Raw genomic sequence first — 26,457 nt, 5'->3', positions numbered from 1 at the left:
TGCTTCAGATGCTGTTCTGCATTGTCTGAAACCGCTTTGTGATACAGGACGCTACTGCAAAATTTTCAAAACTGAAACTTTTATTCCTGTCATATTTCCGACTGTGGCAAGCTATAGCATGTCGCGGAAAAGTGGACACCGGTTTTCCGATAACGACATGCGTAAAAATAAGGCGATAGAGCGAGCGCTATGATCCAATCTGGACGTAAATCGCTCTAGAGCGGTGAAAACGGGAACAGAGTATAAAAAAATCCCCCGCGCATCAGAGATGAGCGGGGGATTGGTAATCTCAACCTGATCGTTTTATCAGACCGGCTTTTTGATTGTCCGCAGCAGCTGGCCGTGAATGAGCTCATTACCGGCTACGATGTTTTTCTGCTCATACATGTCCTGCTGGCCGTTTTTGTCGGAGATAAAGCCACCGGCTTCACGTACCATCAGAATACCCGCTGCCATATCCCAAGGGGACAGCGGCTCATCCCAGTAGCCGTCAACGCGACCGGCAGCGACATAAGCGAGTTCCAGAGAAGCGGCGCCAAACGCACGCATACCGGCGGCTTCGCCCATAACATTGCGCAGTTCAATCAGGTAATGACCATGCTTGCCGCGACCCAGATGCGGCATACCATGGGTAATAATAGCATCGGAAAGCTTGGAGCGGGCTGCAACGCGCAGGCGACGGTCGTTGAGGAATGCACCGCCACCACGCTCAGAGGTATAAAGTTCGTCGGTTGCCGGATTGTAGATCACACCGGCAACAACCTGTCCCTGACGCTCAAGAGCGATGGAAACGGCAAAGGTCGGAATACCGTGCAGGAAGTTGGTGGTGCCGTCGAGAGGATCAACGATCCAGCGGTGCTGGCTGTCAGCACCTTCAACCGCGCCGCGTTCTTCCATCAGAAAGCTATAATCAGGACGCGCACGGCGCAGTTCGCTGAAAATAATATCTTCGGCTTTTTTATCGGCCTGACTTACATAATCGCCCGGGCCTTTGAGCGAAACCTGCAGATTCTGTACTTCACCAAAATCACGCGCCAGTGAGCGTCCGGCCTTGATTGCGGCCTGAACCATAACGTTGAGAATTGCTGAGCGCGCCATATTTTTCGTCCTGTCAGTGCATAAGTCCGGTGCTGGCTGAAGTCTGCATCGCCGGCCGGTACAATTTATGCGTTCGTGTCAAAGAGAAAACCGCTAAGCCTCACCAAAGACGAGGGGCAGTTTTCATGTGTGGAAACCGGCTGGCACAGACGTTAAATGTGAGCAGCGTCTGTTCGCCGGATAATCTTTTATATGCATAAAGATCATGCATAAATAATATCTGAGCTAAAAGCGAGAGACTGTTTAGAGCATAGTCCGGCACGGCCGGATCAGATCGACGCAGCCCAATAATATGAGCACGCGCACATTCTCCGAAAAGTGCTTTCGTTTTCTGGATCTATTCACAAATGTCAATGTGCTTAACAGCTTTTTCATCCGCAAAGCATGCCTTGCGGATGAAACAATATTTAAATCCTGAAGAGTACAGGTGGTATTTTGAGCCGGATCAGGCGCGGGATACGTAGGTCAGTTCGTTGGTGTCAACGATAACGCGTTCGCCGGATTCAATGAAAGGCGGCACGAGAATACGGATGCCGTTTTCCAGAATTGCAGGCTTGTAGGAAGAAGCCGCTGTCTGGCCTTTAACAACCGGATCAGCTTCGGTGATTGCCAGTGTAACCTGATCCGGCAGACGAATGCCGATCGGGCGTTCTTCGTGCATTTCAACGGTGACCATCATGCCGTCCTGCAGGAATGCAGCGCGCTCACCAACAAAGTCTTTGTTCAGTTCGAGCTGTTCGTAGCTTTCGGTATCCATGAAAATCAGAGCTTCACCCTGTTCATAGAGGAAAGAGAAGTCTTTCTGCTCAAGACGGATGCGTTCAACAGTTTCAGCGGAACGGAAACGTTCATTCAGCTTGGTGCCGTCGATAAGGTTTTTCAGTTCAACCTGATTATAGGCGCCGCCTTTACCTGGTTTAACCGCGTTGCATTTAACTGCTGCCCACAGGCCGCCATTGTGCTCAATGACATTGCCGGGACGGATTTCGTTACCGTTGATCTTCATATTCGTTCAATCCGGAATTAGTGTGAAATTTTCTCTGATTTACCCTTTGAAATTCTGCGTCGCTTCGCGCAAAACCGGTGGCGGTTTGGCAAAAAATGCCGCAGGCGGTATCAGAGGGCTCTCAAGCCATATCAATCGGGGTTTTCAAGACCATAAATCTGCAATTTTAGCAAGTCTGATACGATGCTTTGCCGGACTTCGGGCTGTACCAGAGCATAATTTCTTAAACTTGAATCAGTTTAAGCGAAAATTATGCTCTCATTTAAAGTGTTAAAGCGCTGTGCGCCTGATCGGGCACACAGCGCTCTATGTTAATAAAAATGCAATTTTACCGGTCAGCGCAGATTGTTTGCACGGGCGATGGCCTGCTGAATCTCTTCATCTGTCAGCCCGTCCATGAAAGAATCGAGGTCTTTGGCATTGAGTTTTGAGCGCCGCGCCAGAATATACCATGCCGCAGCCTCAACCGAATTGCCGTCTGTGCCGATGCCGTCACGATAAAGCCGTGCCACACGCGCCATGGCTGCAATATTGCCGCCCCGCGCTGCTGTCAGCATCCAACGGAAACCGGCATCATAATTGCGCTCGCCACCACGCCCTTCGACCAGCCATGTACCCAGATCAAGCTGTGCCGTGTCATAATTTTTGCGGGCGGCACGCAATAAATATTCCCGTGCCTGCGCATCATCGCGCTTGATTGTTGCGGTGCCATTGGCAAGCAGCTGACTGACAGCATATTCACCATCGGCCAGTCCGGCATCTGCCGCTTTCTGGAACCATGGTGCGGCTTCATCCAGCCCTTTGGCTCCGGGACGGCGCATCATCAGCATTTGCGCATAATTGAATTGCGCCATGGCATTGCCTGCTTCGGCCGCTTTTTGCATCAGCTCTTCAGCTTTTTTCGCGTCCTTGGTGACGTAGATGCCCTGAAGCAGCATGGCGGCGTAGCGGAACTGGGCTTCATGTTCGCCTTTTTCTGCGGCTAAGCCATACCAGTGCGCTGCTTGTTTCTGATCGGATTTGACGCCAAGGCCACGGGCATAGATTTCCGCCACCAGCGTTTGCGCCGCCGGATCACCGGCTTTGGCGCGCTCCATACCAAGATTGAAGGCTGTCAGATAAAGACCGCGTTGAAATGCACCAAAGGCCGGATCGGCAATTTTGTCCCCGAACCGGTTCTCGTTAAAAGCGGGCATGGCATCGGTTGTTGCCGGTTGCTGAAGCATATCAGACTTTTCAGTCTGATTTTTCGACCATGATCCGGCAAGTTCCGGAATAGTGAAGCCGGTTGAAACCGCCGGTACATCCATAGATGCACCGGTCGGATCTGCCGGTTTATTCGTCTCTGTTTTGTCCGCTTTGGGCTTGTCCGCTTCCGGCACTGTTTTCTCAGGTACCGGTTTTGCGGCCTCTGCAGCCATGACAGTGGTTGCCGGCATAACCGTCGCTGCGGCAACCAACCAGAAAGCACAGGTGCTGTTGAACAAAACGGATTTTTTCAGCATGGTCTAACTCTGTTACTCTTCAGTCTCAGCCGCGCTCATCTCATCGAGCTGGCGGTTTGCATCGGCAATAACCTGTGCAGGATCTTCTGCGGAAAACACAGCCGTACCCAACGCGATAAATTCCGCATGTGTGGCAAAACAAGCCGCGAGATCATCCAGTTTTGCACCGGCCTGCAAAATAGCCGGAATCTCGACCATTGCCGCCCACCATTCAGCCAGTGAAAGATTGCGCGGATGGGCTTCCGGTTTGGTATCTGCACCGATTTTGCCGAAGAACATATAATCCGGCTGCAATTCACCGACTTCCAGTGCTGTGTGACGCTCTTTCACATTGCCGGTGCCGACGATCATTTTCGGCGTATAGCGCTCAACAGCATCTGCAATATCGGCCAGAGAGCCTTCAATATGCACGCCGTCTGCGCCGACACGACCGGCAGTGCGGGTGTCGTTCAGAATAATGGCTGCGGCGCCTGCTGCCTGAATTTTGCCAACGGCCAGTGTTGCAAAAGCCTGAAAGGATGCCTCGTCGGTTTTCCCGTTGTCGAGAATGACGCTGGCAATGTCGCCTGCAGTCAGGGCTTTATCCAGCGTGGCAAGCAGCGTATCTGCCGTATGCTCTTCCGAAGAAGGAGAAGGGACAACCAGCACCAGACGCGGACGGTTTGCAGGAAATTTCATCAGATAAAGCCTCATTGAGCGGGCGCCAATAGCCCATAAAAATGGCAAAGTTCGGGAATTGCACAGTGTAAAATATGCAATATACCGGTCATTATCTTCTGTTTAGAGCATATTTGCCAAAAGATAACGCGGTTTTTAAAGACAGGTGCAAAAACATCGGAGCACGGTCCTTTTTCCCCGAATTTTCCCCTGTGTGTGACGCTAACAACTTATTGTTATTGCCGTTTTGTTTAGTTCTGGAAAATAATGTGATGGGGGTAAGCGGTGGCTTAGCCGCTTTCGTGTCCCATTTGAGTCGTATTGTTGTATGCAGACAAAAACTGTCTGCAGGACATGTTTTCGCTTCTTGAGAGATGAAAACATTCAGGCAAGTCAGGCAAAAGGCAGGCTGGCAATGACAATACATAATGCAGGACAGATGGTGAAAATGCGCGATACGCGTCTTGATGTTTTCAGGGCGCTGGCATTGCTGACGATTTTCATCAACCATGTTCCGGGCACAATTTATGAGAAATTCACGCATCGCGAATTTGGTTTTTCCGATTCTGCGGAAGCTTTTGTGCTGATTTCCGGTCTGGCTGTTGCGCTTGCCTATAGTTCCAAATTTGTTGAAGGCAATCGCCTGTTGCTGTCATTGAAAATGGCACGCCGGTCGATGACGCTTTATATGGCGCAGATGATGACAACGCTCATCACACTGGCGATTTTCGGTTTTACGGCCATTTATATGAAGCGGCCGGAAATGCTGGAAATGATCAATATCAAGACTGTGATGGAACAGCCTGCGCAGGCTTTTGTCGGTCTGGCCACGCTTGGCCATCAGCTCGGCTATAATAATATTCTGTCGCTCTATCTGGTACTGATGCTGTTTGCGCCGGTCATGCTTTATCTGTCGCGGATCAGCATTTCGCTGATGCTGACGATTTCCGGTTCGATCTGGTTTCTGTCCGGCTATTATCATATTGCGCCGGTGAATTATCCGACACAGGGCGTTTGGTTCCTGAACCCGCTGTCGTGGCAGTTTCTGTTTGCCATTGGTATTGGTGCGATGACCTATGTGAAGCAGGGCGGCCGCTTTGATCAGAACCGTCCGCTAATGATTGCGGCGATCGGTTATCTGGTTTTCTCCTTACTGTGGCTGCGTGTGCCGCATCCGAACTGGGATATTTCCTTCGGCCTGCCTGCGGTGCTGACCGGTTTTGACAAGACCTATCTCTCGGCATCCCGTTTGTTGCATGTGCTGGCGCTTGCCTATGTGATTGCCGGTATTCCTGCGCTGTCGGAAAAAGCCCGTCTTGATATGAACCATCCGCTGGCCTTGCTGGGTAAACATTCGCTACCGGTTTTTGTTGCTGGTACTATTCTGGCGATGGTTGGTCAGGCGCTGCGTCATGTTTATCCGGTGAGTCTGTCCTTTGACACCTTGCTGATTGCGGGCGGTATTATGGCTCAGTTTGCGCTGGTCTATTATCTGGAATGGCTGCCGCGCATCGGCTGGAAAGGCAAAGCAGTTTCGAAAAGCCCTGTGCCTGAAATTGCAAGATCTGCACGGGCGGCAGAGAGCCGGAAACCAGCTCCTATAGCCGTGAAGCCGCGTTCGGTTCCTGCTTCCTGAAAGTGATAGAAACCGCATTAACCAAATATTAAAGTTAACAAAAGAATATAAGGCTATCCGGTTTTGCCGGATTCTTACCGAGTGGACTTGGTCCCTCTGTATGACGCCTCCCTGTTAAACTTCTGAGAGCCGCTTTTGCGGCTCTTTTTTTATTTCCGGACCTGCTTTGTTTATCCGCAGTTGAGAGCCGCTTTGTGGATAAAGCACTTCTGCGAAAATCTGCCGACTGGTGTTGCTATTACCTCAAAATACGGGCGATTCTGCTTAACTATCTGAACAAGCTGACTTTATTCACTTGGATAGCATTATTTGCTCTGGCAAGCACAAAATCACAATTCATCTTTCTTTAACCATATTATTGCGCGAGCGTGTATGAGCGTGCATTTTGCTTGGATAGGCCATAGCCAAACGGTTTTTTACGATCACGCTTTGTGATGCAAACGAGTGAAGTGCAGCCTGACACGAGGGGATTCGCCTGTTTGGCCGGTTATAAACCGGAGAAAATACGGTGCCTTACGTGGTCGGAATGCTTGTCAAAAATTACAATTGCGGTTCAGTGAACTGCAGTTGCCAGTGAGCAGAACAAGATGATGGAACAGACACATCGCAGCGAAAACAGAGTGCCGGACAATATGATCCGTCTGTCGGAGCGTATGGTGTTTTCAGACAGTTTCAAACCGCTTTACAGTGAAGGTATGGCGCTGGTGGAAGAAGCCGCCGCTTATCTTGACGGTGAGGGGAAAGACGCTGCGCGTTCTCTGTCTCACAAGGCTGCAACACTTTATGCCGCTGAATCCATGCGTCTGACCTCGCGTCTGATGCATATTGCCTCCTGGCTTTTGCTGCTGCGTGCCAGCCGTTCCGGCGATATGCCGCGCGAAATGGTGGCAAAAGAGAAGGCAAAGGTCAGTCTGGAAACCCATTCTGCCGGTGAAAAAACCGCAGGCTGGAAAGAACTGCCGCAGGCTTTCCGCGATATGATTGCGCATTCGCTGCATCTTCAGGATCGTGTGCGTTGCATGGATGGTGACAGCTATCATCAGCCGATCCGTGAACTGGTTGAGTGCAAGGGTAATCCGGTTTCGGATCAGATCATTCTGCTGCGTACAGCATTTGGCAGTAATTGATCTGCCGGCGCATGTCGCGGAAAAGTGGGAACCGGTACGACATGCGTAAAACAAAAAGACAGAGCGAGCGCAGTGGCTATGATTAAATGCACACGCTCTGGTTTCATTTAATTGTCGCATATTCGCGGACGCTAAATGAATCCATTTGAGCCAGACATGCTTTCGCATCTTCTCCCGTCGTAAAATTGCGATGTTTCCATTTTGTTCACATTTTGATTGTTGAATGCACCTTACACAAGGTAAGGTCAGCATATGAAACAGGCGATTCGCATTATTGGTATTGATCCGGGCTTGCGCCGCACCGGCTGGGGCGTGATTGAGTCCATGGGTAATTCCCTGCATTTTATTGCAGCGGGAACTGTCACCTCAGATGACAAAATGGATCTCGCCTCGCGTTTATGCCAGTTGCATGAAGGATTGAGCGCTGTTCTGCATCAGATGATGCCGGATGAAGCGGCTGTTGAACATACATTCGTCAATAAAGATGCAGGCGCTACGCTGAAGCTGGGGCAGGCGCGCGGTATTGCGCTGCTGGTGCCTGCACAGGCGGGATTGCGTGTGGCTGAATATGCGCCGAATGCGGTGAAAAAATCCGTTATCGGTGTCGGCCACGGTGAAAAACAACAAATTCATATGATGGTCAAAGTGCTGATGCCACGTGCGAGCTTTGATACCAGCGATGCGGCGGATGCGCTGGCGATTGCCATTTGTCATGCCCATAACCGGCACAGCCTGTATAATCTGGCAGAACTGAAGAAAAGCGGGAGGATTGCAGCCATATCATGATCGGGAAACTGAAAGGTGTTGTCGATGAAATTGCTGACGATCATGTCATTCTTGATGTGCATGGAGTCGGCTATGTGGCTTTCTGTTCTGCGCGCACGCTGGGCAATCTGCCTTCCGCGGGTGAAGCGGCCATTCTGCTGATTGAGACCTATGTGCGTGAAGATGTGCTGCGGCTTTACGGTTTCGGCACGGCATTGGAGCGTGAGTGGTTCCGGCTGTTGCAGAATGTACAGGGCGTTGGTGCCAAAGTGGCACTGGCAGTGCTGGGCACATTAACACCGTCTGAACTCGCCAATGCCATTGCATTGCGTGATATTGCTATGGTGTCCCGTGCGCCGGGTGTCGGCAAAAAAGTAGCCGAACGCATCGTAACCGAGCTGAAGAATAAAGCGCCTGCATTTGCCGGTGATGCTGTGGCCAATATCGGACTGAAGCAGGAAATCGGTGCGGGTGTTGCCTCCACTGCGGTGAGTGATGCGGTTTCCGCGCTGAGCAATCTAGGCTATTCACGCGATCAGGCTGCCAATGCGGTGGCCAGTGCCTTGCGCGAGGTGGGAGAAGATGCAGATTCTGCCAAGCTGATCCGGCTTGGATTGAAAGAACTGGCGCGATAAGAGCGTTGCCTGAGAAAATGAAATGCGGGTGTAACTGATGAGTGATGAAGATCGTCTGATTTCTGCGCAAAAGCGCGGGGAGGATACGGACACGGCTTTGCGCCCGCAAAGCCTTGATGATTTTGTCGGTCAGGCGGCAGCACGCGCTAATCTGAAAATTTTTATCGAGGCAGCCAAAACCCGAGGTGAGGCGCTGGATCATGTGTTGTTTGTCGGCCCTCCGGGCTTGGGCAAAACCACATTGGCGCAGATTATGTCCAAGGAACTCGGCGTTAATTTCCGTTCCACCTCAGGGCCGGTGATTGCCAAAGCCGGTGATCTGGCTGCATTGCTCACCAATCTTGAAGACCGCGATGTGCTGTTTATCGACGAAATTCATCGCCTCAGCCCTGCGGTGGAAGAAATTCTCTATCCGGCGATGGAAGATTATCAGCTCGATCTGATTATCGGCGAGGGGCCTGCGGCACGCTCCGTCAAGATTGATCTGGCGAAATTCACGCTGGTGGCGGCGACAACCCGTCTCGGTCTTCTGACCACGCCTTTGCGCGACCGTTTCGGTATTCCGGTACGGTTGAATTTCTATACGGTTGATGAGCTGGAATATATTGTGCGCCGCGGTGCACGGCTGATGCAGCTGAATATTTCCGATGATGGTGCACGCGAGATTGCGCGGCGTGCACGCGGAACACCGCGCATTGCAGGACGTTTGCTGCGCCGTGTCCGTGACTTTGCGCTGGTAGCAAAAGCAGACATTGTGGATGCGAAAATCGCCGATGAGGCGCTGATCCGTCTGGAAGTGGATAATATTGGTCTTGATCAGCTGGATCGCCGTTATCTTAATATGATTGCACGCAATTTTGGCGGCGGACCTGTGGGAATTGAGACGATTGCCGCCGGTCTGTCTGAACCCCGCGATGCGATTGAAGATATTATTGAACCCTATCTGATCCAGCAGGGCTTTTTGCAGCGTACACCGCGCGGTCGTGTGCTGACAGCACTTGCATGGCAGCATCTTGGGCTGATGGCACCGACTGATCTGGCTGCACGGCAGATCACCCTGTTTGAGGACGAAGCCTGATGCCGGATGTAGCAGTTCCAGACGATTTAAGCGCGGCTGAATCTGAAGTGATTAATGGCACGCTGACACCGGAAGGTCACCGGTTGCTGGCAAGGGTCTATTATGCCGATACAGATTTTTCCGGCGTGGTTTATCATGCCCGTTATCTGGAGTTTCTGGAGCGTGGCCGCACTGATTTTCTGCGCCTGAAAGGTGTGCATCATACGCAATTGGAAGAAGGGCAGCTTGGCGAGCCGATTGTCTGGATCGTGCGGCGCATGGAGATTGATTTCCGTTTGCCAGCCCGCATTGATGATATGCTGGTGATTGAGACTTGCGTGACTGAAGCTTCCGGTGCGCGGGTGACAATGCGCCAGCGCATTCAGCGCAAAAATGGCGAGCTTTTGATTGAAGCGCAGGTCGAAGCGGCATTGATTAATAAGCAGGGTCGTCCGAAACGGATGCCCAAAGAGTGGAAAGCGCTGTTTACGGCTTAATTTTCGGCAGAGACTTTAATCATCCAACCCGAATAGTCTGGCAGGTGTAATCCTGCGTCATTTCAAAAATCGGGTGTGATCGCGCAGGCAGTGCTGAATATGCACAGCCTCAAAACCGGCGGCGGAAAATCAGGCGCAGCACGTAAAATTGCCCGCAATCGCGCGAATCCTAACTTATCTTTAACCATAATAGTTCATCTTTAGTCCAAGACGGAGAGGTGAGGGCATGAATCTGCCTGTCGCCTTCCTTTCACCAAAATTAACCGTAAAAAGCAAAACAGCCGGTCATGCACAAGATTGTGTCCGGCACTATGCAGATACGGCGCAAAGCAATTCGGCGGGCCGTGCAGGCAAACAATGCATCCGGACCGCTTAAGGTAACAACAGATCGAAACGGTTGCGCAAGAAAACTGCGCGGTGAACCGTTTTGCTTTTGCCGCCCGGTGATGAGCCGGGCGTTTGGATTCGAGGACAGGTGACAAATGGAAACGCTACCCATTGCAGCACATACAGCTGATGTCAGTCTCTGGGGACTGTTCATGCAGGCCAACTGGGTTGTGAAACTGGTCATGCTGGGCTTGCTGGCTGCCTCAATCTGGACATGGGCGATTATCGTCGACAAGACACTGGCCTATCGCCGTGCAACAAGTGCGATTGAGCGTTTTGAGCAGGTTTTCTGGTCTGGCCAGTCTCTGGAAGAATTATACCGCAATCTCGGTGAGCGCCGTACCACCGGCATGAGCGCCATTTTCATGGCAGCGATGCGCGAGTGGAAAAAGTCTTTCGAAAAAGGCGCCCGTTCCCCGATTGCGTTGCAGATGCGTATTGAAAAAGCGATGGATGTGGCCTTGGCGCGTGAAAACGATAAGCTGGAATCACGCCTCGGTTTTCTGGCCACCATTGGTACATCCGCACCATTTATCGGTCTGTTCGGTACCGTTGTCGGTATTATGACCTCGTTTATGGCGATTGCCGCTTCCAAAAATACCAGCCTTGCCGTTGTGGCGCCGGGTATTGCGGAAGCATTGCTTGCAACGGCGATTGGTCTTCTGGCCGCTATCCCTGCGGTTATTGCCTATAACAAGCTGACCGCAGACTCGGCAAAAATCACCGCACGTATGGAAGGTTTTGCCGATGAGTTTTCGGCCATACTGTCGCGACAAATTGATGAGAAGCTGACGCCGCGCGGATAAATTATCCGGTTTGTGTGCGTCAGCCGTTTTAAATTCAGGCCGGATTTTAGGTCATTAAGATTGAGGCCGGAAGGTTCAGAATATGGGTATGTCACTAGGAAGTCAGGGCGGAGGCGGTCGTCGCAGACGCGGCGGCAAGAAGGCTCCGATGAGCGAAATCAACATCACGCCTTTCGTGGACGTGATGCTGGTGCTGCTGATTATCTTCATGGTGTCCGCACCGCTGCTCACCTCCGGTGTGCCGATTGATCTGCCGGATACGCAGGCCAAGGCGCTGAATGCCGACACCCAGCCGATTACCGTGTCCGTGAATGACAAGGGACAGGTTTATCTGCAGGAAACCGAGATCGACATTGCAGAAGTGGTGCCGAAACTCGAAGCTATTGCCAAAACCGGCTATGAAGAGCGCGTTTTTGTGCGCGGCGATAAAAATGCCGATTACGGTACTGTGATGAAAGTGATGTCACGTATTTCCGCTGCCGGTTTCAAGAATATCGGTCTGGTGACCCTCCAGGAGCAGGATAGCTGACGCCATCATGAAGGCAGGTCTGACTTCCTCAACACTCATCCATGTGGTCATTATCGGCTGGGGACTGTTCTCGTTCTCTTCGCCGAAGCCTTTTGACATGACTGATACTGAATCCTTCCCTGTCGATATTGTGCCGATTGAAGATATTTCACAGGTACAGCAGGGCGATAAAAAAGCGCCGAAAGCGGAAAAAGCAGCACCAAAACCAACGACTAAGCCGAAAACGGTTGAGCAGGCGGAAAATGCCGGCGACAGTGAGCTTGATCTGAAAACACCGCCGATGCCGAATGAAAAGCCGAAGCCGGTTGAAACGGCTGAAGCGGCTAAGCCTGCGGAAAAACCGGCTGAAAAGCCGGAGCCTGTACAGGAAAACAAGCCGGAGCCAAAACCGGAGCCGGTGAAACCACCTGAACCGGTGAAGCCGCCGGAGCCAAAGGTTGAGCCGAAGCCGGAACCAAAGGCTGAGTTGAAGCCGGATCCCGTTGCGGAAGCAATTGCGCAGCAGCCGGAACAGGCTGAAGAAGTCAAATTGCCGGATCGTGTTCCGGCGCCGGAAGCCAAACCGAAACCGCAACCAACGGAAACGGCCAAGGCTGAGGATAAGAAAAAAGACGAGAAGAAACCGGAAAAGCCAAGCACAACCGCGCAGAATACGTCGAAAGATAAAGATGCGAAGGCTGACGAGGTTGCCGTTCTTTTGAACCGTGAGAAATCTGCAGGTGGCGGAGCTAAACGCTCTACCGACAAGGAAGCCTTTGGTGCCAAGAAAACGACCGGCGGAGCCAAACTCAGCCAGACGGAAATGGATGCTCTGAAAGGTCAGATCAGCGACAAATGGAGTATCCCTTCGGGTGTGGCCGATGCCGCTGATTTGCGTATTACCGTTAAGATGCAGCTGAACGAAGACGGCTCGATTAATGGCTCGCCGGAAGTCACTTATACAGGCGGCGATTCTATCGTTGGCCGTGCGGCAGCAGACAGTGCGCGGCGTGCGGTGATGCGTGCAGCGCCTTACAATCTGCCACGGGATAAATATGAAACCTGGGCGACGGTCATCGTGAATTTTGACCCGAGCGAAATGTTCTAAACGGAATACGGACCGGCGCTGCGTAGCGCCGGTTTCAGGGGCTTTCTGTGAAGCTCTTCAATACCAAAGCATGTGAGACGTCTCACAGAACCAAATATGATCAGGACAAACGAGGTCCACGCCATCATGAAAACACTGTTTAAAACCTTATTTTCAGTTCTCGCTGTCGCTGCGGCAGTGAGCACGGCTGCGGTGCTGCCTGCACGCGCCGTTGTGGAAGTAAATATTAACAAGGGTAATGTTGACCCGCTGCCGATTGCTCTGACCGACTTCTTGTCCGGTGATGCGCTGGGTGCGGAAATTACCTCTATCATCGCTGCGGATCTTGAGCGTTCCGGCCTTTTTGCGCCGATCGACAAAAAAGCATTCATTGAAAAAATCAGCAATCCGGATGTGGCACCGCGTTTTGAAGACTGGAAAGTCATCAATGCGCAGGCACTGGTTACCGGCCGCGTGACCAAGCAGCCGGATGGCCGTTTGAAAGCTGAGTTCCGCCTGTGGGATACTTTTGCCGGACAGCAGCTTGCAGGCCAGCAGTTTTTCACAACACCGGAAAATAAGCGCCGCGTTGCTCATATTATTGCCGATGCGATTTATGAGCGCCTGACCGGTGAAAAAGGCTATTTCGATACTCGTATCGTGTTTGTTGATGAGTCCGGCAGTGCGCAGAAACGCGTCAAGCGTCTGGCTATCATGGATCAGGACGGCGCGAATGTACGTTATCTGTCGAACGGTAAAGATCTGGTGCTGACACCGCGCTTCTCACCAAGCCGTCAGGAAATCACTTATATGTCTTTTGCCGGTGACCGTCCGCGCGTTTATCTGCTGCAGCTGGAAACAGGACAGCAGGAACTGGTCGGTAATTTCCCGGGTATGACGATTGCGCCACGCTTTTCTCCTGATGGTCAGAAAGTGGTGATGAGCCTGCTGCAGGATGACGGTAGCGCCAATATTTACACGATGGATCTGCGTTCGCGCACAACCACCCGTCTGACCAGCAGTCAGGCCATTGATACCTCGGCATCCTATTCGCCGGATGGTTCCAAGATCGTGTTTGAATCCGATCGTGGCGGTCGCCAGCAGATTTACGTCATGGGTGCCGACGGCTCCAACCCGCAGCGTGTATCTTTCGGTAACGGCAGCTATTCGACACCGGTATGGTCCCCGCGCGGCGATCTGATTGCTTTCACCAAGCAGTCCGGCGGTCAGTTCTCCATCGGTGTGATGAAAACCGATGGTTCGGGCGAGCGTCTTTTGACAAGCGGCTTCCATAATGAAGGTCCGACATGGGCGCCAAACGGCCGTGTTCTGATGTTCTTCCGTGAAAGTGGCGGTACATCCCGTCTGTACACGATTGATCTGACAGGCCGTAATGAACGTCAGATTCAGACGCCGAATGCGGCTTCTGATCCGGCATGGTCGCCGTTGCTGAATTAAGATTCAACTAAGCTCTGTGTGCTGAATAGGACACAGAGCTTATTTTTGAGGGCTGATGCTTTAGTCAAATCAGGCTTTTGTGATAACAAGCCGTGTTTTTGCCGCATTGCTTTCTAGGTTGCCGATAAATGGTTCGCTTTGAAATCAGGGAAGAACCACTTGAAACTGTCTCTGTGAATGAGCCGAAAAACGGATTTTTGACGGAGAAATCTTGAGTTTTTATGCTGATTAAGTAACAATTAACCATGTTATTTGAACGGTTTTTAACCTCAGTATGATTAATCATCTGGTTAGTCATACATCATGTAAACGCATTATTCTTAAGGAGTACGGGCCATGCGCCGTTCCCAGTCGATTGCCCGCAGCCCGTTTGCTGTTGCCCTTTTCCTGTCGCTTGCCGTTGCCGGTTGCGCCAACAAGAAAAACCTGCCGAACAATGCAGGTGATCTTGGTCTGAACGGTATGGGTGCCAATGGTGCTGTTGCCGGTTCCGCACAGGACTTCACCGTGAATGTCGGTGACCGCGTGTTCTTCGATCTCGATAGCTCCGTGATCCGCGCTGACGCACAGCAGACATTGTCCCGTCAGGCTCAGTGGCTGGCCCGCTATCCGAACTATTCGATCACTGTTGAAGGTCACTCGGATGAACGCGGTACACGCGAGTACAACCTGGCACTTGGCCAGCGTCGTGCAGCTGCTGCCCGTGATTATCTGGCTTCCCGCGGCGTGCCGGTTAACCGTATGCGCACCGTTTCCTACGGTAAGGAACGTCCGGTTGCAGTTTGCGACAATATTTCCTGCTGGTCGCAGAACCGTCGTGCAGTAACCGTTCTGAACGGTGCCGGCAGCTAATCTGCAGCTAAAAAGTCATTTTTCGCTGCTCGTAACAATTGCGCGATAAAAAAGACACAGACTTATGGGAAAAGCGGCCTCAGGGTCGCTTTTTTCAGTTTGAACATAAAAGCCAAAATTTGGCCGCACTCAATTGCACCATTTCAACTGAGATTATAAAGATTGAACCGGTCCATCTGAGAATGTGATGATGACCCTTGGAACAGAATTCGGGCGCATGAGGTATTGCGAATGAAGAAAGCGATGAAAAGACTGGCTCTGGCTGTCAGTTTGGTGCCGCTGCTGGCTATGGCAACGGGCGGAACAACAGCCTTTGCTCAGGCCAGTGATCAGCGGGTAATTCAGTTGCAGGAGCAGGTTCGTGACCTGACCGGCAAGCTTGAAGAAATGAACTTCCAGATTTTGCAGATGCAGGAGCAGATGCGTAAAATTCAGGAAGATAATGAATTCCGCTTTGAAGAGCTGGAAAAAAAGAAAAAGGCCGACGCCGGTTCTGATGAATCCACACAAACAGCAGCGGCAGATTCTGCCGCTGTAACCTCTGACCGCGCTTCAGCAGATAAGGAACCGCGCCAGACGGCTTCGGCGAATGCGGATAATGACAATGCCGCACAGGATTCATCTGATTTCCAGCCTGCACAGGATGCCAATACAGATAATTCCGCCGCTTCCGTTGCTACTGGTCAGCAAACGCCGGTTACAGTCACATCGCAGGCTCCGCGTGCGCTCGGCTCTATCCGCTTTGATTCCAGTGGCAATGTAATCGGCGGCAGTCTGGATGATACAGCGCAGCAGCAGGTAGTTTCCCTGCCGCAGACCGATAATCCCAATGAACTCTATAATGCCGCCTATCAGTTTATTCTTGCCGGTGATTACCGCTCGGCAGAAGTGGCATTTCGTGCGCATATCGACCGCTATCCGGCCGATCCTATGACATCGGATGCCCGTTACTGGTTGGGTGAAGCGCTGTACGGACAGGATCGTTTTGCGGAATCAGCTACGGTTTTCATCGACAATCAGCGGGATTTTCCTGATTCCAAACGCGGTGCGGAGAATATGCTGAAGCTCGGTATGGCTATGGCCAAGCTTAATGACCGTGAAGTGGCCTGTGCGACGCTGGCAAAAATCAGCAGTCGTTTCCCTTCAGCCGCTCCGGCAGTGCTGAAACGTGCGGATGAAGAGCGTAAACTGAACCGCTGCTCATAAAATATGGCACAGGGGGCTGACGCCGGATGCAGGGCACGGATGTGAATGCTGCGAAGACGGCAATTTCAGACGGTGGCACCGCTACGTTCATGCCGGATTTTCTGCCGCGAATTTTTGCAGGCTTTGATAATGCGCTGGCGGTGCAGCATCCGTCGGTGATGATTGTTGCGGTTTCAGGCGGCAGCGATTCTTTGGCACTGTTACTGCTGACCAGACTTTATTTACAAGAAAAATTACCGGAATGCCGCTTGGTAGCGGTGACTGTCGATCACAAACTACGCGCGGAATCTGCTGATGAAGCGGCGGGTGTTGCTGAGTTTTGTCAGAGTATCGGCATTGTGCATCAGATTTTGTGCTGGACCGGCGAAAAGCCTGCCAGTGGTCTTGCTTCTGCTGCCCGTTCTGCACGCTATGATCTGCTGGTACAGGCTGCACGCCACCATCAGGCTGATGTTATTCTGACAGGACATACGGCTGACGATCAGGTCGAGACATATCTGATGCGTCGGCAAAGAGAAGGCTTGGGAACTGGTCTTGCCGGTGCTGAGCGCGGGCTTGCCGCTATGGCTGTGCAAACTCTGCTGCAAACGAAGGTTCTGCTGTGCCGCCCGCTGCTGGATATCTGGCGGGATGAGCTGAGAGGTTTTTTATCAGCACATAATATCCGTTGGGTGGATGATCCGAGCAATGAGAATCCGGCCTATGAGCGCCCGCGGGTGAGACAGGTTGCGAAAATGCTGGATAAGCCAGCTTTGTTGCAGGCCATTGATGCCGCAGCAGTGCAAAGACGTGCAGATAATCACCGCGTGGCTGATTTGTTGAAACAGGAAAACAGCCAGATCAGGCTGCTTGCCGGTGACAGTTTGTTTTTACCTGCCGGATGGGGTGCATCAGATCGGGATATTATCCCGCTGACACTGGGTTATTTGCTGGCTGCTATCGGCGGGCAGGCTTTTTTACCGGCACTGCGGGATTGTGCTGAGCTTACCAACTGGCTTGATAAACCTTCAGTACCGGCCAAACAAAGGAAAACCCTGCATCGCTGTGTGATTGAAAAATCCCGTCATGGAACCATTATCCGCCGTGAGCGACGTAATTTGCCCGTAATTCCATTGCAGAGGGAAGAAGAAGCCTTGTGGGACGGGCGTTATCATATCCGCAATGAGGGAACAGAACCGCTTGTCATTGCTGCGCTGAGTGAAAAGCAGTTGTCTGCTTATTTGCAACAGCACAAGATAGGAACAGGAGAGGGGAAACAGGGGCATTTTGACCGCAACAGTTTGCTCGCTGCACCGGCTGTCTTTTGTAACGGGGTGGTGACTGGTTTTCCTGCATTGTCCGGTCTGGTTCCGCAAAGTTCTGAAGTTCGGATAAAACGCACTCTTGCCTGTTTTGACAGGGTGCTTTCCGGCCATGATTTTGAGGTCGCACAGGTTGTAAAAGGGCTTTTAACCATGCCTTTCAACCATAATTACAGGTAAATTCTGCAAAGAATGCAGAAGAATCACTTATGAAGCTGTACACCGCCTTGGCAAGGCCGTGCATCGAACCTATGTTAGGTTTGAATATTTTTCCGGAAAGCGCCAAAACGGCAGATGAACCGGAAAGACGTTGGTAATCGATTGGACCCGAGATGAATCCAAATTATCGCAACTTCGCCCTCTGGGCGATCATTGCTCTCCTGCTGGTTGCATTATTCAACCTGTTTCAGAGTCCGGCGCAACGCGCGTCGTCTCGTGAGATTCCTTATTCGCAATTTATTGAAGATGTATCGGGCGGACGGGTTAAATCCGTCACCATTACCGGCCCGCGTATCGTCGGTTCCTATGCTGATAATAATGCGACATTCCAGACCTATTCCCCTTCGGATGCCAGCCTGATCGGCCGCCTTGAAGAGAAAAATGTTGCGATTACCGCAAAGCCTGAAAGCGATGGCTCGGGATCGCTGTTCGGTATTCTTCTGTCATGGCTGCCTATGATCCTGATCCTCGGCGTGTGGATTTTCTTCATGCGTCAGATGCAGGGCGGTTCACGCGGCGCGATGGGCTTCGGTAAATCCAAGGCAAAACTTCTGACTGAGGCGCATGGCCGTGTGACCTTTCAGGATGTTGCCGGTGTTGACGAAGCCAAAGAAGATCTGGAAGAAATCGTTGAGTTTCTGCGTGATCCGCAGAAATTCCAGCGTCTCGGCGGTAAAATTCCGCGCGGTGTGCTGCTCGTAGGCCCTCCGGGAACCGGTAAAACTTTGCTGGCGCGCTCTGTTGCCGGTGAAGCCAATGTGCCGTTCTTTACAATTTCCGGTTCTGACTTTGTTGAAATGTTTGTTGGTGTCGGTGCAAGCCGTGTCCGCGATATGTTTGAACAGGCAAAAAAGAACTCTCCTTGCATTATCTTCATCGACGAAATCGATGCCGTCGGTCGTCACCGTGGTGCGGGCTTAGGCGGTGGTAATGATGAACGCGAACAGACGCTGAACCAATTGCTGGTTGAGATGGATGGTTTCGAAGCCAATGAGAATATTATTCTGATTGCTGCAACCAACCGTCCTGACGTGCTTGATCCTGCGCTTCTCCGTCCGGGTCGTTTCGACCGTCAGGTTGTTGTGCCTAATCCGGATGTGAGCGGCCGTGAACAGATCCTTAAAGTGCATGTGCGTAATGTACCGCTGGCACCGAATGTCGATCTGAAAGTTCTTGCCCGCGGTACACCTGGTTTCTCCGGTGCGGATCTGATGAACCTCGTCAATGAAGCTGCACTGATGACTGCACGCCGTAACAAGCGTCTGGTGACTATGCAGGAATTTGAAGACGCCAAAGACAAGATCATGATGGGTGCGGAACGCCGTTCTTCGGCGATGACGCAGGCAGAAAAAGAACTGACCGCCTATCATGAATCCGGTCACGCGATTGTGGCGATGAATGTGCCTGTGGCTGATCCGGTCCATAAAGCAACCATCATTCCGCGCGGTCGTGCGCTGGGTATGGTGATGCAGCTGCCGGAAGGCGACAAATATTCCATGAGCTATAAGTGGATGGTGTCGCGCCTTGCAATCATGATGGGTGGCCGTATTGCCGAAGAGCTGAAATTCGGTAAGGAAAACATCACATCCGGTGCGTCATCCGATATTGAACAGGCAACCAAGCTTGCCCGTGCTATGGTGACCCGCTGGGGCTTTTCTGAAAAGCTCGGCTATGTTGCCTATGGCGAAAATCAGGAAGAGGTCTTCCTCGGTCATTCCGTATCGCGTACGCAGAATGTTTCTGAAGCAACAGCCCAGCTGATTGATGCGGAAGTTCGTGAGCTGATTGACAATGCCTATGTTGAAGCGCGCCGTATTCTGACAGAAAAGCATGATGCATGGGTGGCCATTGCTGAAGGCCTGCTGGAATATGAAACCCTGAGCGGTGAAGAGATCAAACAGCTGATCGCCGGTCAGAAACCGAACCGCGATACAGGTGATGACTCATCCTCATCGCGCGGATCGGGCGTTCCTAAAGCCGGTGCATCACGCAAGAAGCCGGATGCTGAGCCGGAGGCCGGACAGGATATGAAGCCTGAACCACAGGCATAAGACTTGTACCGGTAACGACTGTGTTAAATAAGAACCGGGCTTTTAAAGCCCGGTTTTTTTATTTCGTTGATCTGAACTGGCACGCTGTGTCATTCGGAGGCAGCAATTTAAATATCCTGAGCGGATCTGTTTACCAGATGATCAGTTTCATGGTCTGGATATTTGACAAGAGATATAAAATCGCTGCATTGCTAGTTTTAAGAGAAGCCTGTTTTCTGTTCTTTAGAATAAGGCAGGTATGGCACTGCGCAAAGAAAAGGCTTGAATATGTCCCGTAAATATTTTGGTACTGACGGCATTCGCGGTAAGGCTAATTCTTTTCCGATGACGCCGGATATCGCTATGCGGGTCGGTATGGCTGTAGGCTTGTCATTCCGCGATGGCGGACAGGGGCAGCGTGTGGTGATCGGCAAGGATACCCGTCGTTCGGGCTATATGCTGGAAAATGCGCTTGTTGCCGGTTTTACCTCCATGGGCATGGAAGTGTTTCTTCTGGGGCCGATCCCGACACCGGCTGTTGCCATGCTGTGCCGTTCATTGCGTGCAGATATCGGTGTGATGATCTCCGCCTCGCACAATCCTTATTATGATAATGGCATCAAGCTGTTTGGCCCTGACGGTTATAAACTGTCAGACGCGCTGGAATTGCAGATCGAAAAGCTGATTGATGATGACATGAGCGCGCATATGAGCAGCCATGGCGAAGTTGGTCGGGCGAAACGCGTTGACGGCGATATTTACCGTTATATTGAGTTTGCCAAGCGTACCATGCCGCGTCATTTGTCGCTGAATGGTCTGCGTATTGTGGTCGATTGCGCTAATGGTGCAGCTTATAAAGTGGCACCGGCTGCTTTGTGGGAACTCGGTGCTGAAGTTATCACCATTAATAATACACCGAATGGTACGAATATTAATGAGGATTGTGGTTCCACCCATCCGGAAGGTCTGATCCGTAAAGTTCATGAAACCCGCGCCGATGTTGGTATTGCCCTTGATGGTGATGCGGATCGTGTGCTGATGGTTGATGAAAACGGCACCATCATTGACGGCGATCAGCTGATGGCTGTGATTGCGGAAAGCTGGTCAAAGAGCGGACGTCTCGTTGGCGGCGGTATTGTTGCGACCATTATGTCCAATCTTGGTCTGGAGCGTTTCCTCGGCGATCAGGGGCTGACACTGGCGCGCACCAAAGTCGGTGACCGTTACGTTGTTGAACATATGCGTGAGAACGGTTTCAATGTCGGTGGCGAACAGTCGGGTCATATTGTGCTGTCTGAATTTGGTACGACCGGCGATGGTTTGATCTCTGCGCTGCAAATTCTTGCTGTTATGCAGGAGCAGGGACGTCCGCTGAGCGAAGTTTGCCGTAAATTTCAGCCCGTGCCGCAGATTCTTAAAAATATCCGCGTTGCCGGCGGAAAATTGCTTGAGAATAAAACAGTTATTCAGGCGATCGAAGAAGGCAAAAATGCTCTTGGCAGCACTGGCCGTGTTGTGATCCGTCCTTCAGGGACTGAACCTCTGATCCGCGTAATGGCTGAGGGTGACGACCATAAACTGGTTGAAACTGTCGTCGATGATATTATCACATCGATCAGAACAGCAGCAAAATAACGGGCCGGTTTACGAATTTGTGCCTGTCTTCATCTGCGGTAATCTGTATCGCTCATGTATAAAACTGAATATTTTCAACGCAAAGAGGGGCATTTTTTGCTCCTCTTTTTTATATGGTTACATGCGTAATTATTAATAAATATCGTGAATAAACAAGGTTAAGTAGCATTTAACCTTTCCGAATTATGGTGTGTCTGAGAATAGTCGTCCCGGTGCTACATGGCCGTGGAAATGCGATAGGACACGCTATGATGAACTTAAAGAATTTGCTTATCGCCGGTGTTGCAGGGCTGACAATGGCGGGCTCTGTTTCCTCGGTCTTTGCGGCGGATATCGTAGATATCCCTGAACCAATCATTCCTGAAGTGGTGGTTCCGCCTGCGCCTGTCGGCGGCTGGTATCTGCGTGGCGACATCGGTTATGCCGGCGCGAAATTCAAAGGTGCCAACTATGCGACGATTGACAAGGGATGTGGCAGCACCTGCTCGGGAACCAGCTTTGGTGAAAATTCACTGGATGGTAAGCTGAAAGGCTCATTCCTGCTCGGCGGTGGTGTCGGTTATCAGGTGACGGATTATTTCCGTACAGATCTGACCGTCGATTATCTGACCCGCGCGAAGTTCAGCGGTTCAACGAGCGGCGTTTGCACAGCCAATAATGCTTATGCCGATTGCGTGTCTAACGACACAGCAAAAATGTCGGCGCTGTCCATTCTGGCCAATGCCTATATTGATCTGGGTAATTTCAACGGTTTCACACCTTATGTCGGTGCCGGTATCGGTGGTACGCGCATCAAATGGGGTGATCTGACCAATACGATTGATCCTGGCTTTGATCAGTCTGGCTCGACGGTTCATTACGGTTCTGCAAGCTGGCGCTTTACCTGGGCTTTGATGGCCGGTCTCTCCTATGATCTGACACAGAGCCTGAAGCTGGATGCCGGTTATCGCTTCCGCCGCATTGAAGGTGGCGAAATGTTCGGTGCAACAAAAGATATCGGCCGTGGCTTTGATCGCAGCTTTGATATTCACGATGTTCGCGTTGGTCTGCGTTACCAGTTCGGCGGTTACAGCCGTCCGGTCGCTTACAATGATGTGACAACACCGGTTTATAAGTAAGTGAATTTGTGCTGCGCCCTAAAAGGCGCAGCACAGTCCGCACAGATTTCCATTTAGTATTTCAGTCTCATGTGAGGCGGAAAACAGAATTACAGGATGCAGATGATGAAAAAATCTTCATTCACATCATTGCATAAAGCAGTGATTGCAGTTTTCGCACTATCCGCTGCAAACGGAGTGGCGCAGGCCGCCGATCTCGATCAGATTCTTTATGCGACACCTGTCGAGCAGGACGTTTACAAGCCGGTGGAAATCGGATCGGGCTGGTATCTGCGCGGTGATATCGCTTATGTGCCGTCAGTGAATGCAAAAGCTCGTCTTAAAGGTGACGACGAATTGTTGCGTGGAAAAGTAAAGGCCACAGCCGCTTATAGTGGTGGCGTCGGCTATCAGTTCACCGATAATATTCGTGGCGATATTACAGCCGGTTATCGTAAGCTGAAGGTTGGCGGAGAACCGATTGAAGCGGATATCTGGGAAGCTATGGCCAATGCCTATTATGATATTGGCAATTTCTCCGGTGTGACGCCTTATATCGGTGCCGGTCTTGGCATGGCCAATATGGATTATAAAGTTGGTTATAAAGACGCAGATACGGGTAAGAATTTAATTGATGGTCGAAATACGACACGTCTGCAATGGGCATTGATGGCCGGTGCAGCGATTGATGTGACCGAGAATATTAAATTTGATCTTGGTTATCGGTATGCCCGTATTTCATCTGGAGATGCAGCGAACGAAGGTGGGAACACCTATGCGGATAAAGGTTTGGAATCGCATCAGATTCGCGCAGGTCTGCGTATGACAACCTGGTGAGCAGGTTAAAATCTCTGCTAATATTGAAATGCCGCGTTTCCATAAACGCGGCATTTTTTGTTTAGCAGGCGGCGAGCTGTGCCAGATGTGTGTTCATATCGGTTGCTTCACCTGCTGCATTGATGGTGTCAAAATAATCATGCCAGCCGGTTGCATGAATGGCTTCCAGCAAAGCTGTAACGGCCGCTTTATCTGTGAATTTCCAGATGGCGAAAAACTGCTGCTGTGCCGGATGGAGTTGAGACGGATCGGTCTGGCCAAAGGCTAGTGGCTCAATGCCAAATTCAGACAGGCTACCCATGCCTGAGCCGATTGTGGCGAAGAACGCCTGACGTTGCGCGGGTGGCAGGGCAAGCCATGCCGCTTTAGGGCTGTATAATTCTGCAAGATAATGGGTCATATCAGTCTCATTTACGGGGAGGATTATTTGTTGAGTGTCCGCAAAGCGCGTTTGCAGATGCGGGCAGTAGAAGGTGAGGTGCTTTCCTGCAGCCAGCGCTCACAAAGGCTGCGCACCCAATCCGGTGTGGTTTTGGAGGCATCATTGAGCCAGTTGGCGACAGAATCCTGCACATAAATTTCCGGATCACTGCGGAGCGCTTCAAGGATAGGTAGTACCAGTTCCGGCTGTGTTTTCAGCAGGTTAAAATGGGCGCACCATACGCCGCGCGGGCGGACAGCCTCGCAGGCATAGCGCCGGATTTTATAGGACGGGTCATTCGTCCATGGCTGCAATAGGCTGAAGCTCTGTTCCGGTTGCGCGATAAGATCATTGCGTAGTGCCAGCCATGCCCATTCGCGCACGCCAAAATGATGATCATCGGCAAGAGGGCGGATCAGTTCCAGCTTCTCTTGCAGGGAAAGCTGCTGTTTCTGGGCGATGAAATAACATGCCCAGCCACGGATTGTGTCTGATTGATGTATATTCAGATCATTCAGGCTGATTTCACCGTGGTTGTGAAGTAATTGTGCTGCCAGTGCCATGCGGGCGGTGATACCAGCCGTAGTACCGCTGAGTTGTTGATGTATTTCTGCCGGAATATCCGGAAAAACAGCCTGCATCAAAAGGGCGAAATCAATGGCCAGACATTCAGTCAGCACAGTGGTTTCAGCTGTACCGTTATTCAGTTCGGCCAATCGTTCCGGTGTGATGTCGCTCATGCGGCGGACAGATTTAACGGGTGCTTTGGTCATGGTCTGCTGGCTCCTGTGCCGCTGTCCAGATTTTACCCAGTAAAGTACTGAGCATTTGTTTCTCTTGTTCATTCAGCGGCGCCATCAGAGAGGCAATCCATTGTGAATGATCGCTCACCAGCGATGTTGCGGTCTGTTTTCCTTTGTCCGCCAGAGTCACGATAATAGAGCGGCGGTCTGTCTGGCTGTGATTGCGAATGAGAAAACCATCGCGTTCCAGCCCGTCGAGCAGGCCGGTTAAAGTGGCGCGGGTGATTCCGGCACGCTCTGCCAAAAGATGGGGTGCCAGTCCTTTAGGTTCCTGTTGCAGCAGAAACAAAATCACAAAACGGCTCTCGGAGAGCTGGTAAGGGGCGAGACGTTGCGCGCAGCTCTGGTCGATCATTTTTGCTGCGCTCAGCAGTTCAAAACACAGGCGCATATTTTGATAATGGCTGTTTTCCGGTGTTTCCGCACCCAAAAGGGCGTGATGTTTCATTTCTAAAATATCCATACGGCAACATATAGTATGGCGCCTAACTAAATGTCAAGATTGATGCGGATGATGTAATTTTGTCGCAGATGATAAATTCTGTGACGGTTTCGTTTCTGACCCACTTGCGCGTGACGTGGCTTTTATATAGCTTAGTCAGTGGGCCACTTCTCCCCAACGGGAAGCGTGCTATCTGAAAGGGTAGATACAGATGACGACTTTTCCAAAGCCAGACATCCGTCCGGCTAATGCACAATTTTCTTCAGGTCCTTGCACCAAGCGTCCAGGCTGGACATTGGAAGCGCTTACAGATGCACCGCTCGGACGGTCGCACCGCGCTAAACTCGGCAAGACAAAGCTCAAAGCAGCGATTGACCTGACCCGTGAAATTCTTCAGATTCCAGCAGATTACCGCATCGGCATTGTACCGGCATCGGATACCGGTGCGATGGAAATGGCTTTGTGGTCACTGCTTGGTGAGCGCGGCGTTGATATGGTCGCGTGGGAAAGCTTCGGTGCCGGTTGGGTCACCGATGTTGTAAAGCAGCTTCAGCTCAAAGATGTCCGCACATTTGATGCGCCTTATGGTGAAATCGTTGATTTCGCTAAAGTGGATTTCGACCGTGATGTGGTTTTCACATGGAACGGCACCACTTCCGGCGTTCGTGTGCCGAATGCAAATTTCATTCCGTCAGACCGTAAAGGTCTGACCATTTGTGATGCCACCTCTTCGGCATTTGCGCAGGATATGGATTACAGCAAGCTCGATGTCGTTACTTTCTCATGGCAGAAAGTGCTCGGCGGTGAGGGCGCGCATGGTATGCTGATCCTTTCCCCGCGCGCAGTAGAGCGCCTTGAAAGCTATAAGCCTCAATGGCCGCTGCCGAAAATCTTCCGCATGACCAAAGGCGGCAAGCTGATTGAAGGTATCTTCACCGGCGAAACCATCAACACACCTTCGATGCTCTGCGTTGAAGATTATCTGGACGCGCTGCAATGGGCGCAGTCGATCGGTGGTCTTCAGGGTCTGATGGCGCGTGCGAATAAGAATTTTGCCGTGCTCAATGATTTTGTTGAAAAGAGCGACTGGCTTGCCAATCTGGCTATTGTGCCGGAAACGCGCTCCAATACCTCTGTTTGCCTGTCGATCAAAGATGCGCAGGTTGCAGCACTGCCGGCAGATGCTCAGGCTGCTTTTGCCAAAGCGATTGTGGCTCTGCTGGAAAAAGAAGGCGTTGCCTTTGATATCGGTGCCTATCGTGATGCACCGTCGGGGCTGCGTATCTGGACCGGTGCAACGGTTGAAACATCAGACCTGCAGGCATTGCTGCCTTGGCTTGACTGGGCATTTCAGACGCAAAAAGCGCAGCTTTCCTAAGATCATT

25 protein-coding genes are annotated in these 26,457 nt (G+C 51.5%); 18 read left to right on the top strand and 7 right to left on the bottom strand.

Features of this window, described 5'->3' with window-relative positions; all coding sequences use genetic code 11:
* Positions 1–306: 306 nt before the first annotated feature.
* From K1X45_RS07875 to K1X45_RS07860, 4 genes are all read right to left on the bottom strand, one after another.
* On the bottom strand, positions 307–1,098 hold the full coding sequence (locus K1X45_RS07875) for an inositol monophosphatase family protein (protein WP_220160313.1): 792 nt from the start codon (positions 1,096–1,098) through the stop codon (positions 307–309).
* 445 nt (positions 1,099–1,543) lie between these two features.
* Positions 1,544–2,104 (bottom strand): elongation factor P, encoded by a 561-nt coding sequence (gene efp / locus K1X45_RS07870; RefSeq protein WP_022710520.1) that lies wholly within the window; start codon positions 2,102–2,104, stop codon positions 1,544–1,546.
* Positions 2,105–2,439: 335 nt separating this feature from the next.
* Positions 2,440–3,609 (bottom strand): tetratricopeptide repeat protein, encoded by a 1,170-nt coding sequence (locus K1X45_RS07865; RefSeq protein WP_255560909.1) that lies wholly within the window; start codon positions 3,607–3,609, stop codon positions 2,440–2,442.
* Positions 3,610–3,621: 12 nt separating this feature from the next.
* Entirely contained in the window at positions 3,622–4,287 is a 666-nt protein-coding gene (locus K1X45_RS07860) for a thiamine phosphate synthase (RefSeq protein ID WP_220160312.1), read from the bottom strand.
* A 394-nt stretch (positions 4,288–4,681) separates the two neighbouring features.
* Here K1X45_RS07860 and K1X45_RS07855 point away from each other — a divergent pair, with 394 nt between their 5' ends.
* The 17 genes from K1X45_RS07855 (at position 4,682) to K1X45_RS07775 (ending at position 23,406) form a co-directional block, all read left to right on the top strand.
* Positions 4,682–5,902, top strand: a complete 1,221-nt coding sequence (locus K1X45_RS07855) for an OpgC family protein (protein ID WP_220160311.1) — start codon at positions 4,682–4,684, stop codon at positions 5,900–5,902.
* 620 nt (positions 5,903–6,522) lie between these two features.
* Complete coding sequence (locus K1X45_RS07850) at positions 6,523–7,029, top strand: DUF1465 family protein (protein ID WP_028233530.1); 507 nt, start codon at positions 6,523–6,525, stop codon at positions 7,027–7,029.
* Between the two features lie 252 nt (positions 7,030–7,281).
* Positions 7,282–7,815, top strand: a complete 534-nt coding sequence (gene ruvC / locus K1X45_RS07845; RefSeq protein WP_022710526.1) for a crossover junction endodeoxyribonuclease RuvC — start codon at positions 7,282–7,284, stop codon at positions 7,813–7,815.
* Positions 7,812–8,429: a Holliday junction branch migration protein RuvA gene (gene ruvA / locus K1X45_RS07840; RefSeq protein ID WP_220160310.1), complete on the top strand. Its 618-nt coding sequence runs from the start codon at positions 7,812–7,814 to the stop codon at positions 8,427–8,429. Before ruvC ends, ruvA begins: the two co-directional genes overlap by 4 nt.
* A 37-nt stretch (positions 8,430–8,466) precedes the next feature.
* On the top strand, positions 8,467–9,507 hold the full coding sequence (gene ruvB, locus K1X45_RS07835; RefSeq protein WP_220160309.1) for a Holliday junction branch migration DNA helicase RuvB: 1,041 nt from the start codon (positions 8,467–8,469) through the stop codon (positions 9,505–9,507).
* A complete protein-coding gene (ybgC, locus tag K1X45_RS07830; RefSeq protein ID WP_213599114.1) occupies positions 9,507–9,983 on the top strand; it encodes a tol-pal system-associated acyl-CoA thioesterase in 477 nt (158 codons plus the stop codon). The genes ruvB and ybgC overlap by 1 nt, the downstream gene beginning before the upstream one ends.
* Before the next feature lie 482 nt (positions 9,984–10,465).
* Positions 10,466–11,176: a protein TolQ gene (gene tolQ / locus K1X45_RS07825; RefSeq protein WP_022710531.1), complete on the top strand. Its 711-nt coding sequence runs from the start codon at positions 10,466–10,468 to the stop codon at positions 11,174–11,176.
* A gap of 82 nt (positions 11,177–11,258) precedes the next feature.
* Positions 11,259–11,705, top strand: coding sequence for a protein TolR (tolR, locus tag K1X45_RS07820; protein ID WP_220160308.1), 447 nt, complete (start codon positions 11,259–11,261; stop codon positions 11,703–11,705).
* Between the two features lie 7 nt (positions 11,706–11,712).
* Complete coding sequence (locus K1X45_RS07815) at positions 11,713–12,792, top strand: hypothetical protein (protein ID WP_220160307.1); 1,080 nt, start codon at positions 11,713–11,715, stop codon at positions 12,790–12,792.
* Between the two features lie 126 nt (positions 12,793–12,918).
* On the top strand, positions 12,919–14,229 hold the full coding sequence (tolB, locus tag K1X45_RS07810; protein WP_022710534.1) for a Tol-Pal system beta propeller repeat protein TolB: 1,311 nt from the start codon (positions 12,919–12,921) through the stop codon (positions 14,227–14,229).
* Between the two features lie 336 nt (positions 14,230–14,565).
* A complete protein-coding gene (pal, locus tag K1X45_RS07805) occupies positions 14,566–15,081 on the top strand; it encodes a peptidoglycan-associated lipoprotein Pal (protein ID WP_022710535.1) in 516 nt (171 codons plus the stop codon).
* 231 nt (positions 15,082–15,312) lie between these two features.
* Entirely contained in the window at positions 15,313–16,287 is a 975-nt protein-coding gene (ybgF, locus tag K1X45_RS07800) for a tol-pal system protein YbgF (protein WP_220160306.1), read from the top strand.
* Positions 16,288–16,313: 26 nt separating this feature from the next.
* Positions 16,314–17,768 (top strand): tRNA lysidine(34) synthetase TilS, encoded by a 1,455-nt coding sequence (gene tilS / locus K1X45_RS07795; protein ID WP_220160305.1) that lies wholly within the window; start codon positions 16,314–16,316, stop codon positions 17,766–17,768.
* A gap of 152 nt (positions 17,769–17,920) precedes the next feature.
* Complete coding sequence (gene ftsH, locus K1X45_RS07790; RefSeq protein ID WP_075657311.1) at positions 17,921–19,858, top strand: ATP-dependent zinc metalloprotease FtsH; 1,938 nt, start codon at positions 17,921–17,923, stop codon at positions 19,856–19,858.
* A gap of 267 nt (positions 19,859–20,125) precedes the next feature.
* The gene (glmM, locus tag K1X45_RS07785; RefSeq protein WP_022710540.1) at positions 20,126–21,472 is read left to right on the top strand and encodes a phosphoglucosamine mutase; all 1,347 of its coding nucleotides are present in this window, start codon (positions 20,126–20,128) and stop codon (positions 21,470–21,472) included.
* A gap of 251 nt (positions 21,473–21,723) precedes the next feature.
* Complete coding sequence (locus K1X45_RS07780; protein WP_370627107.1) at positions 21,724–22,590, top strand: outer membrane protein; 867 nt, start codon at positions 21,724–21,726, stop codon at positions 22,588–22,590.
* 102 nt (positions 22,591–22,692) lie between these two features.
* On the top strand, positions 22,693–23,406 hold the full coding sequence (locus K1X45_RS07775; RefSeq protein WP_220160304.1) for an outer membrane protein: 714 nt from the start codon (positions 22,693–22,695) through the stop codon (positions 23,404–23,406).
* Between the two features lie 61 nt (positions 23,407–23,467).
* Here the strand turns inward: K1X45_RS07775 and K1X45_RS07770 are convergent, their stop codons facing one another.
* The 3 genes from K1X45_RS07770 to K1X45_RS07760 are packed head-to-tail and all read right to left on the bottom strand — an operon-like array spanning position 23,468 to position 25,078.
* Positions 23,468–23,806 carry a DUF6616 family protein gene (locus tag K1X45_RS07770; protein WP_220160303.1) on the bottom strand — a complete coding sequence of 113 codons (339 nt, stop codon included), beginning with the start codon at positions 23,804–23,806 and terminating at the stop codon, positions 23,468–23,470.
* 23 nt (positions 23,807–23,829) lie between these two features.
* The gene (locus tag K1X45_RS07765; RefSeq protein ID WP_220160302.1) at positions 23,830–24,600 is read right to left on the bottom strand and encodes a DNA alkylation repair protein; all 771 of its coding nucleotides are present in this window, start codon (positions 24,598–24,600) and stop codon (positions 23,830–23,832) included.
* Complete coding sequence (locus tag K1X45_RS07760; RefSeq protein WP_255560901.1) at positions 24,581–25,078, bottom strand: MarR family winged helix-turn-helix transcriptional regulator; 498 nt, start codon at positions 25,076–25,078, stop codon at positions 24,581–24,583. The genes K1X45_RS07765 and K1X45_RS07760 overlap by 20 nt, the downstream gene beginning before the upstream one ends.
* A 205-nt stretch (positions 25,079–25,283) precedes the next feature.
* Here K1X45_RS07760 and K1X45_RS07755 point away from each other — a divergent pair, with 205 nt between their 5' ends.
* Positions 25,284–26,450: a phosphoserine transaminase gene (locus K1X45_RS07755; RefSeq protein WP_220160300.1), complete on the top strand. Its 1,167-nt coding sequence runs from the start codon at positions 25,284–25,286 to the stop codon at positions 26,448–26,450.
* The last annotated feature ends 7 nt before the right edge of the window (positions 26,451–26,457 follow it).

Source organism: Pseudochrobactrum sp. Wa41.01b-1 (assembly GCF_019464455.1).
Lineage (GTDB): Bacteria > Pseudomonadota > Alphaproteobacteria > Rhizobiales > Rhizobiaceae > Pseudochrobactrum > Pseudochrobactrum saccharolyticum.
The sequence above is the reverse complement of the archived record's forward strand: the minus strand, read 5'-3'. Positions and strand labels throughout refer to the sequence as shown.

What these genes read in the sequence shown, in the direction of transcription:
- pal (WP_022710535.1), top strand. Translation starts at nt 14,566, where the DNA reads ATGCGCCGTTCCCAGTCGATTGCCCGCAGCCCGTTTGCTGTTGCCCTT.
- tolQ (WP_022710531.1), top strand. Translation starts at nt 10,466, where the DNA reads ATGGAAACGCTACCCATTGCAGCACATACAGCTGATGTCAGTCTCTGG.
- K1X45_RS07765 (WP_220160302.1), bottom strand. Translation starts at nt 24,600, where the DNA reads ATGACCAAAGCACCCGTTAAATCTGTCCGCCGCATGAGCGACATCACA.
- K1X45_RS07815 (WP_220160307.1), top strand. Translation starts at nt 11,713, where the DNA reads ATGAAGGCAGGTCTGACTTCCTCAACACTCATCCATGTGGTCATTATC.
- efp (WP_022710520.1), bottom strand. Translation starts at nt 2,104, where the DNA reads ATGAAGATCAACGGTAACGAAATCCGTCCCGGCAATGTCATTGAGCAC.
- K1X45_RS07775 (WP_220160304.1), top strand. Translation starts at nt 22,693, where the DNA reads ATGATGAAAAAATCTTCATTCACATCATTGCATAAAGCAGTGATTGCA.
- K1X45_RS07860 (WP_220160312.1), bottom strand. Translation starts at nt 4,287, where the DNA reads ATGAAATTTCCTGCAAACCGTCCGCGTCTGGTGCTGGTTGTCCCTTCT.
- K1X45_RS07865 (WP_255560909.1), bottom strand. Translation starts at nt 3,609, where the DNA reads ATGCTGAAAAAATCCGTTTTGTTCAACAGCACCTGTGCTTTCTGGTTG.
- K1X45_RS07770 (WP_220160303.1), bottom strand. Translation starts at nt 23,806, where the DNA reads ATGACCCATTATCTTGCAGAATTATACAGCCCTAAAGCGGCATGGCTT.
- tolR (WP_220160308.1), top strand. Translation starts at nt 11,259, where the DNA reads ATGGGTATGTCACTAGGAAGTCAGGGCGGAGGCGGTCGTCGCAGACGC.
- ftsH (WP_075657311.1), top strand. Translation starts at nt 17,921, where the DNA reads ATGAATCCAAATTATCGCAACTTCGCCCTCTGGGCGATCATTGCTCTC.
- ybgC (WP_213599114.1), top strand. Translation starts at nt 9,507, where the DNA reads ATGCCGGATGTAGCAGTTCCAGACGATTTAAGCGCGGCTGAATCTGAA.
- glmM (WP_022710540.1), top strand. Translation starts at nt 20,126, where the DNA reads ATGTCCCGTAAATATTTTGGTACTGACGGCATTCGCGGTAAGGCTAAT.
- K1X45_RS07855 (WP_220160311.1), top strand. Translation starts at nt 4,682, where the DNA reads ATGACAATACATAATGCAGGACAGATGGTGAAAATGCGCGATACGCGT.
- K1X45_RS07755 (WP_220160300.1), top strand. Translation starts at nt 25,284, where the DNA reads ATGACGACTTTTCCAAAGCCAGACATCCGTCCGGCTAATGCACAATTT.
- ruvA (WP_220160310.1), top strand. Translation starts at nt 7,812, where the DNA reads ATGATCGGGAAACTGAAAGGTGTTGTCGATGAAATTGCTGACGATCAT.
- tilS (WP_220160305.1), top strand. Translation starts at nt 16,314, where the DNA reads ATGCAGGGCACGGATGTGAATGCTGCGAAGACGGCAATTTCAGACGGT.
- K1X45_RS07760 (WP_255560901.1), bottom strand. Translation starts at nt 25,078, where the DNA reads ATGAAACATCACGCCCTTTTGGGTGCGGAAACACCGGAAAACAGCCAT.
- ruvC (WP_022710526.1), top strand. Translation starts at nt 7,282, where the DNA reads ATGAAACAGGCGATTCGCATTATTGGTATTGATCCGGGCTTGCGCCGC.
- ruvB (WP_220160309.1), top strand. Translation starts at nt 8,467, where the DNA reads ATGAGTGATGAAGATCGTCTGATTTCTGCGCAAAAGCGCGGGGAGGAT.
- K1X45_RS07875 (WP_220160313.1), bottom strand. Translation starts at nt 1,098, where the DNA reads ATGGCGCGCTCAGCAATTCTCAACGTTATGGTTCAGGCCGCAATCAAG.
- ybgF (WP_220160306.1), top strand. Translation starts at nt 15,313, where the DNA reads ATGAAGAAAGCGATGAAAAGACTGGCTCTGGCTGTCAGTTTGGTGCCG.
- K1X45_RS07780 (WP_370627107.1), top strand. Translation starts at nt 21,724, where the DNA reads ATGAACTTAAAGAATTTGCTTATCGCCGGTGTTGCAGGGCTGACAATG.
- tolB (WP_022710534.1), top strand. Translation starts at nt 12,919, where the DNA reads ATGAAAACACTGTTTAAAACCTTATTTTCAGTTCTCGCTGTCGCTGCG.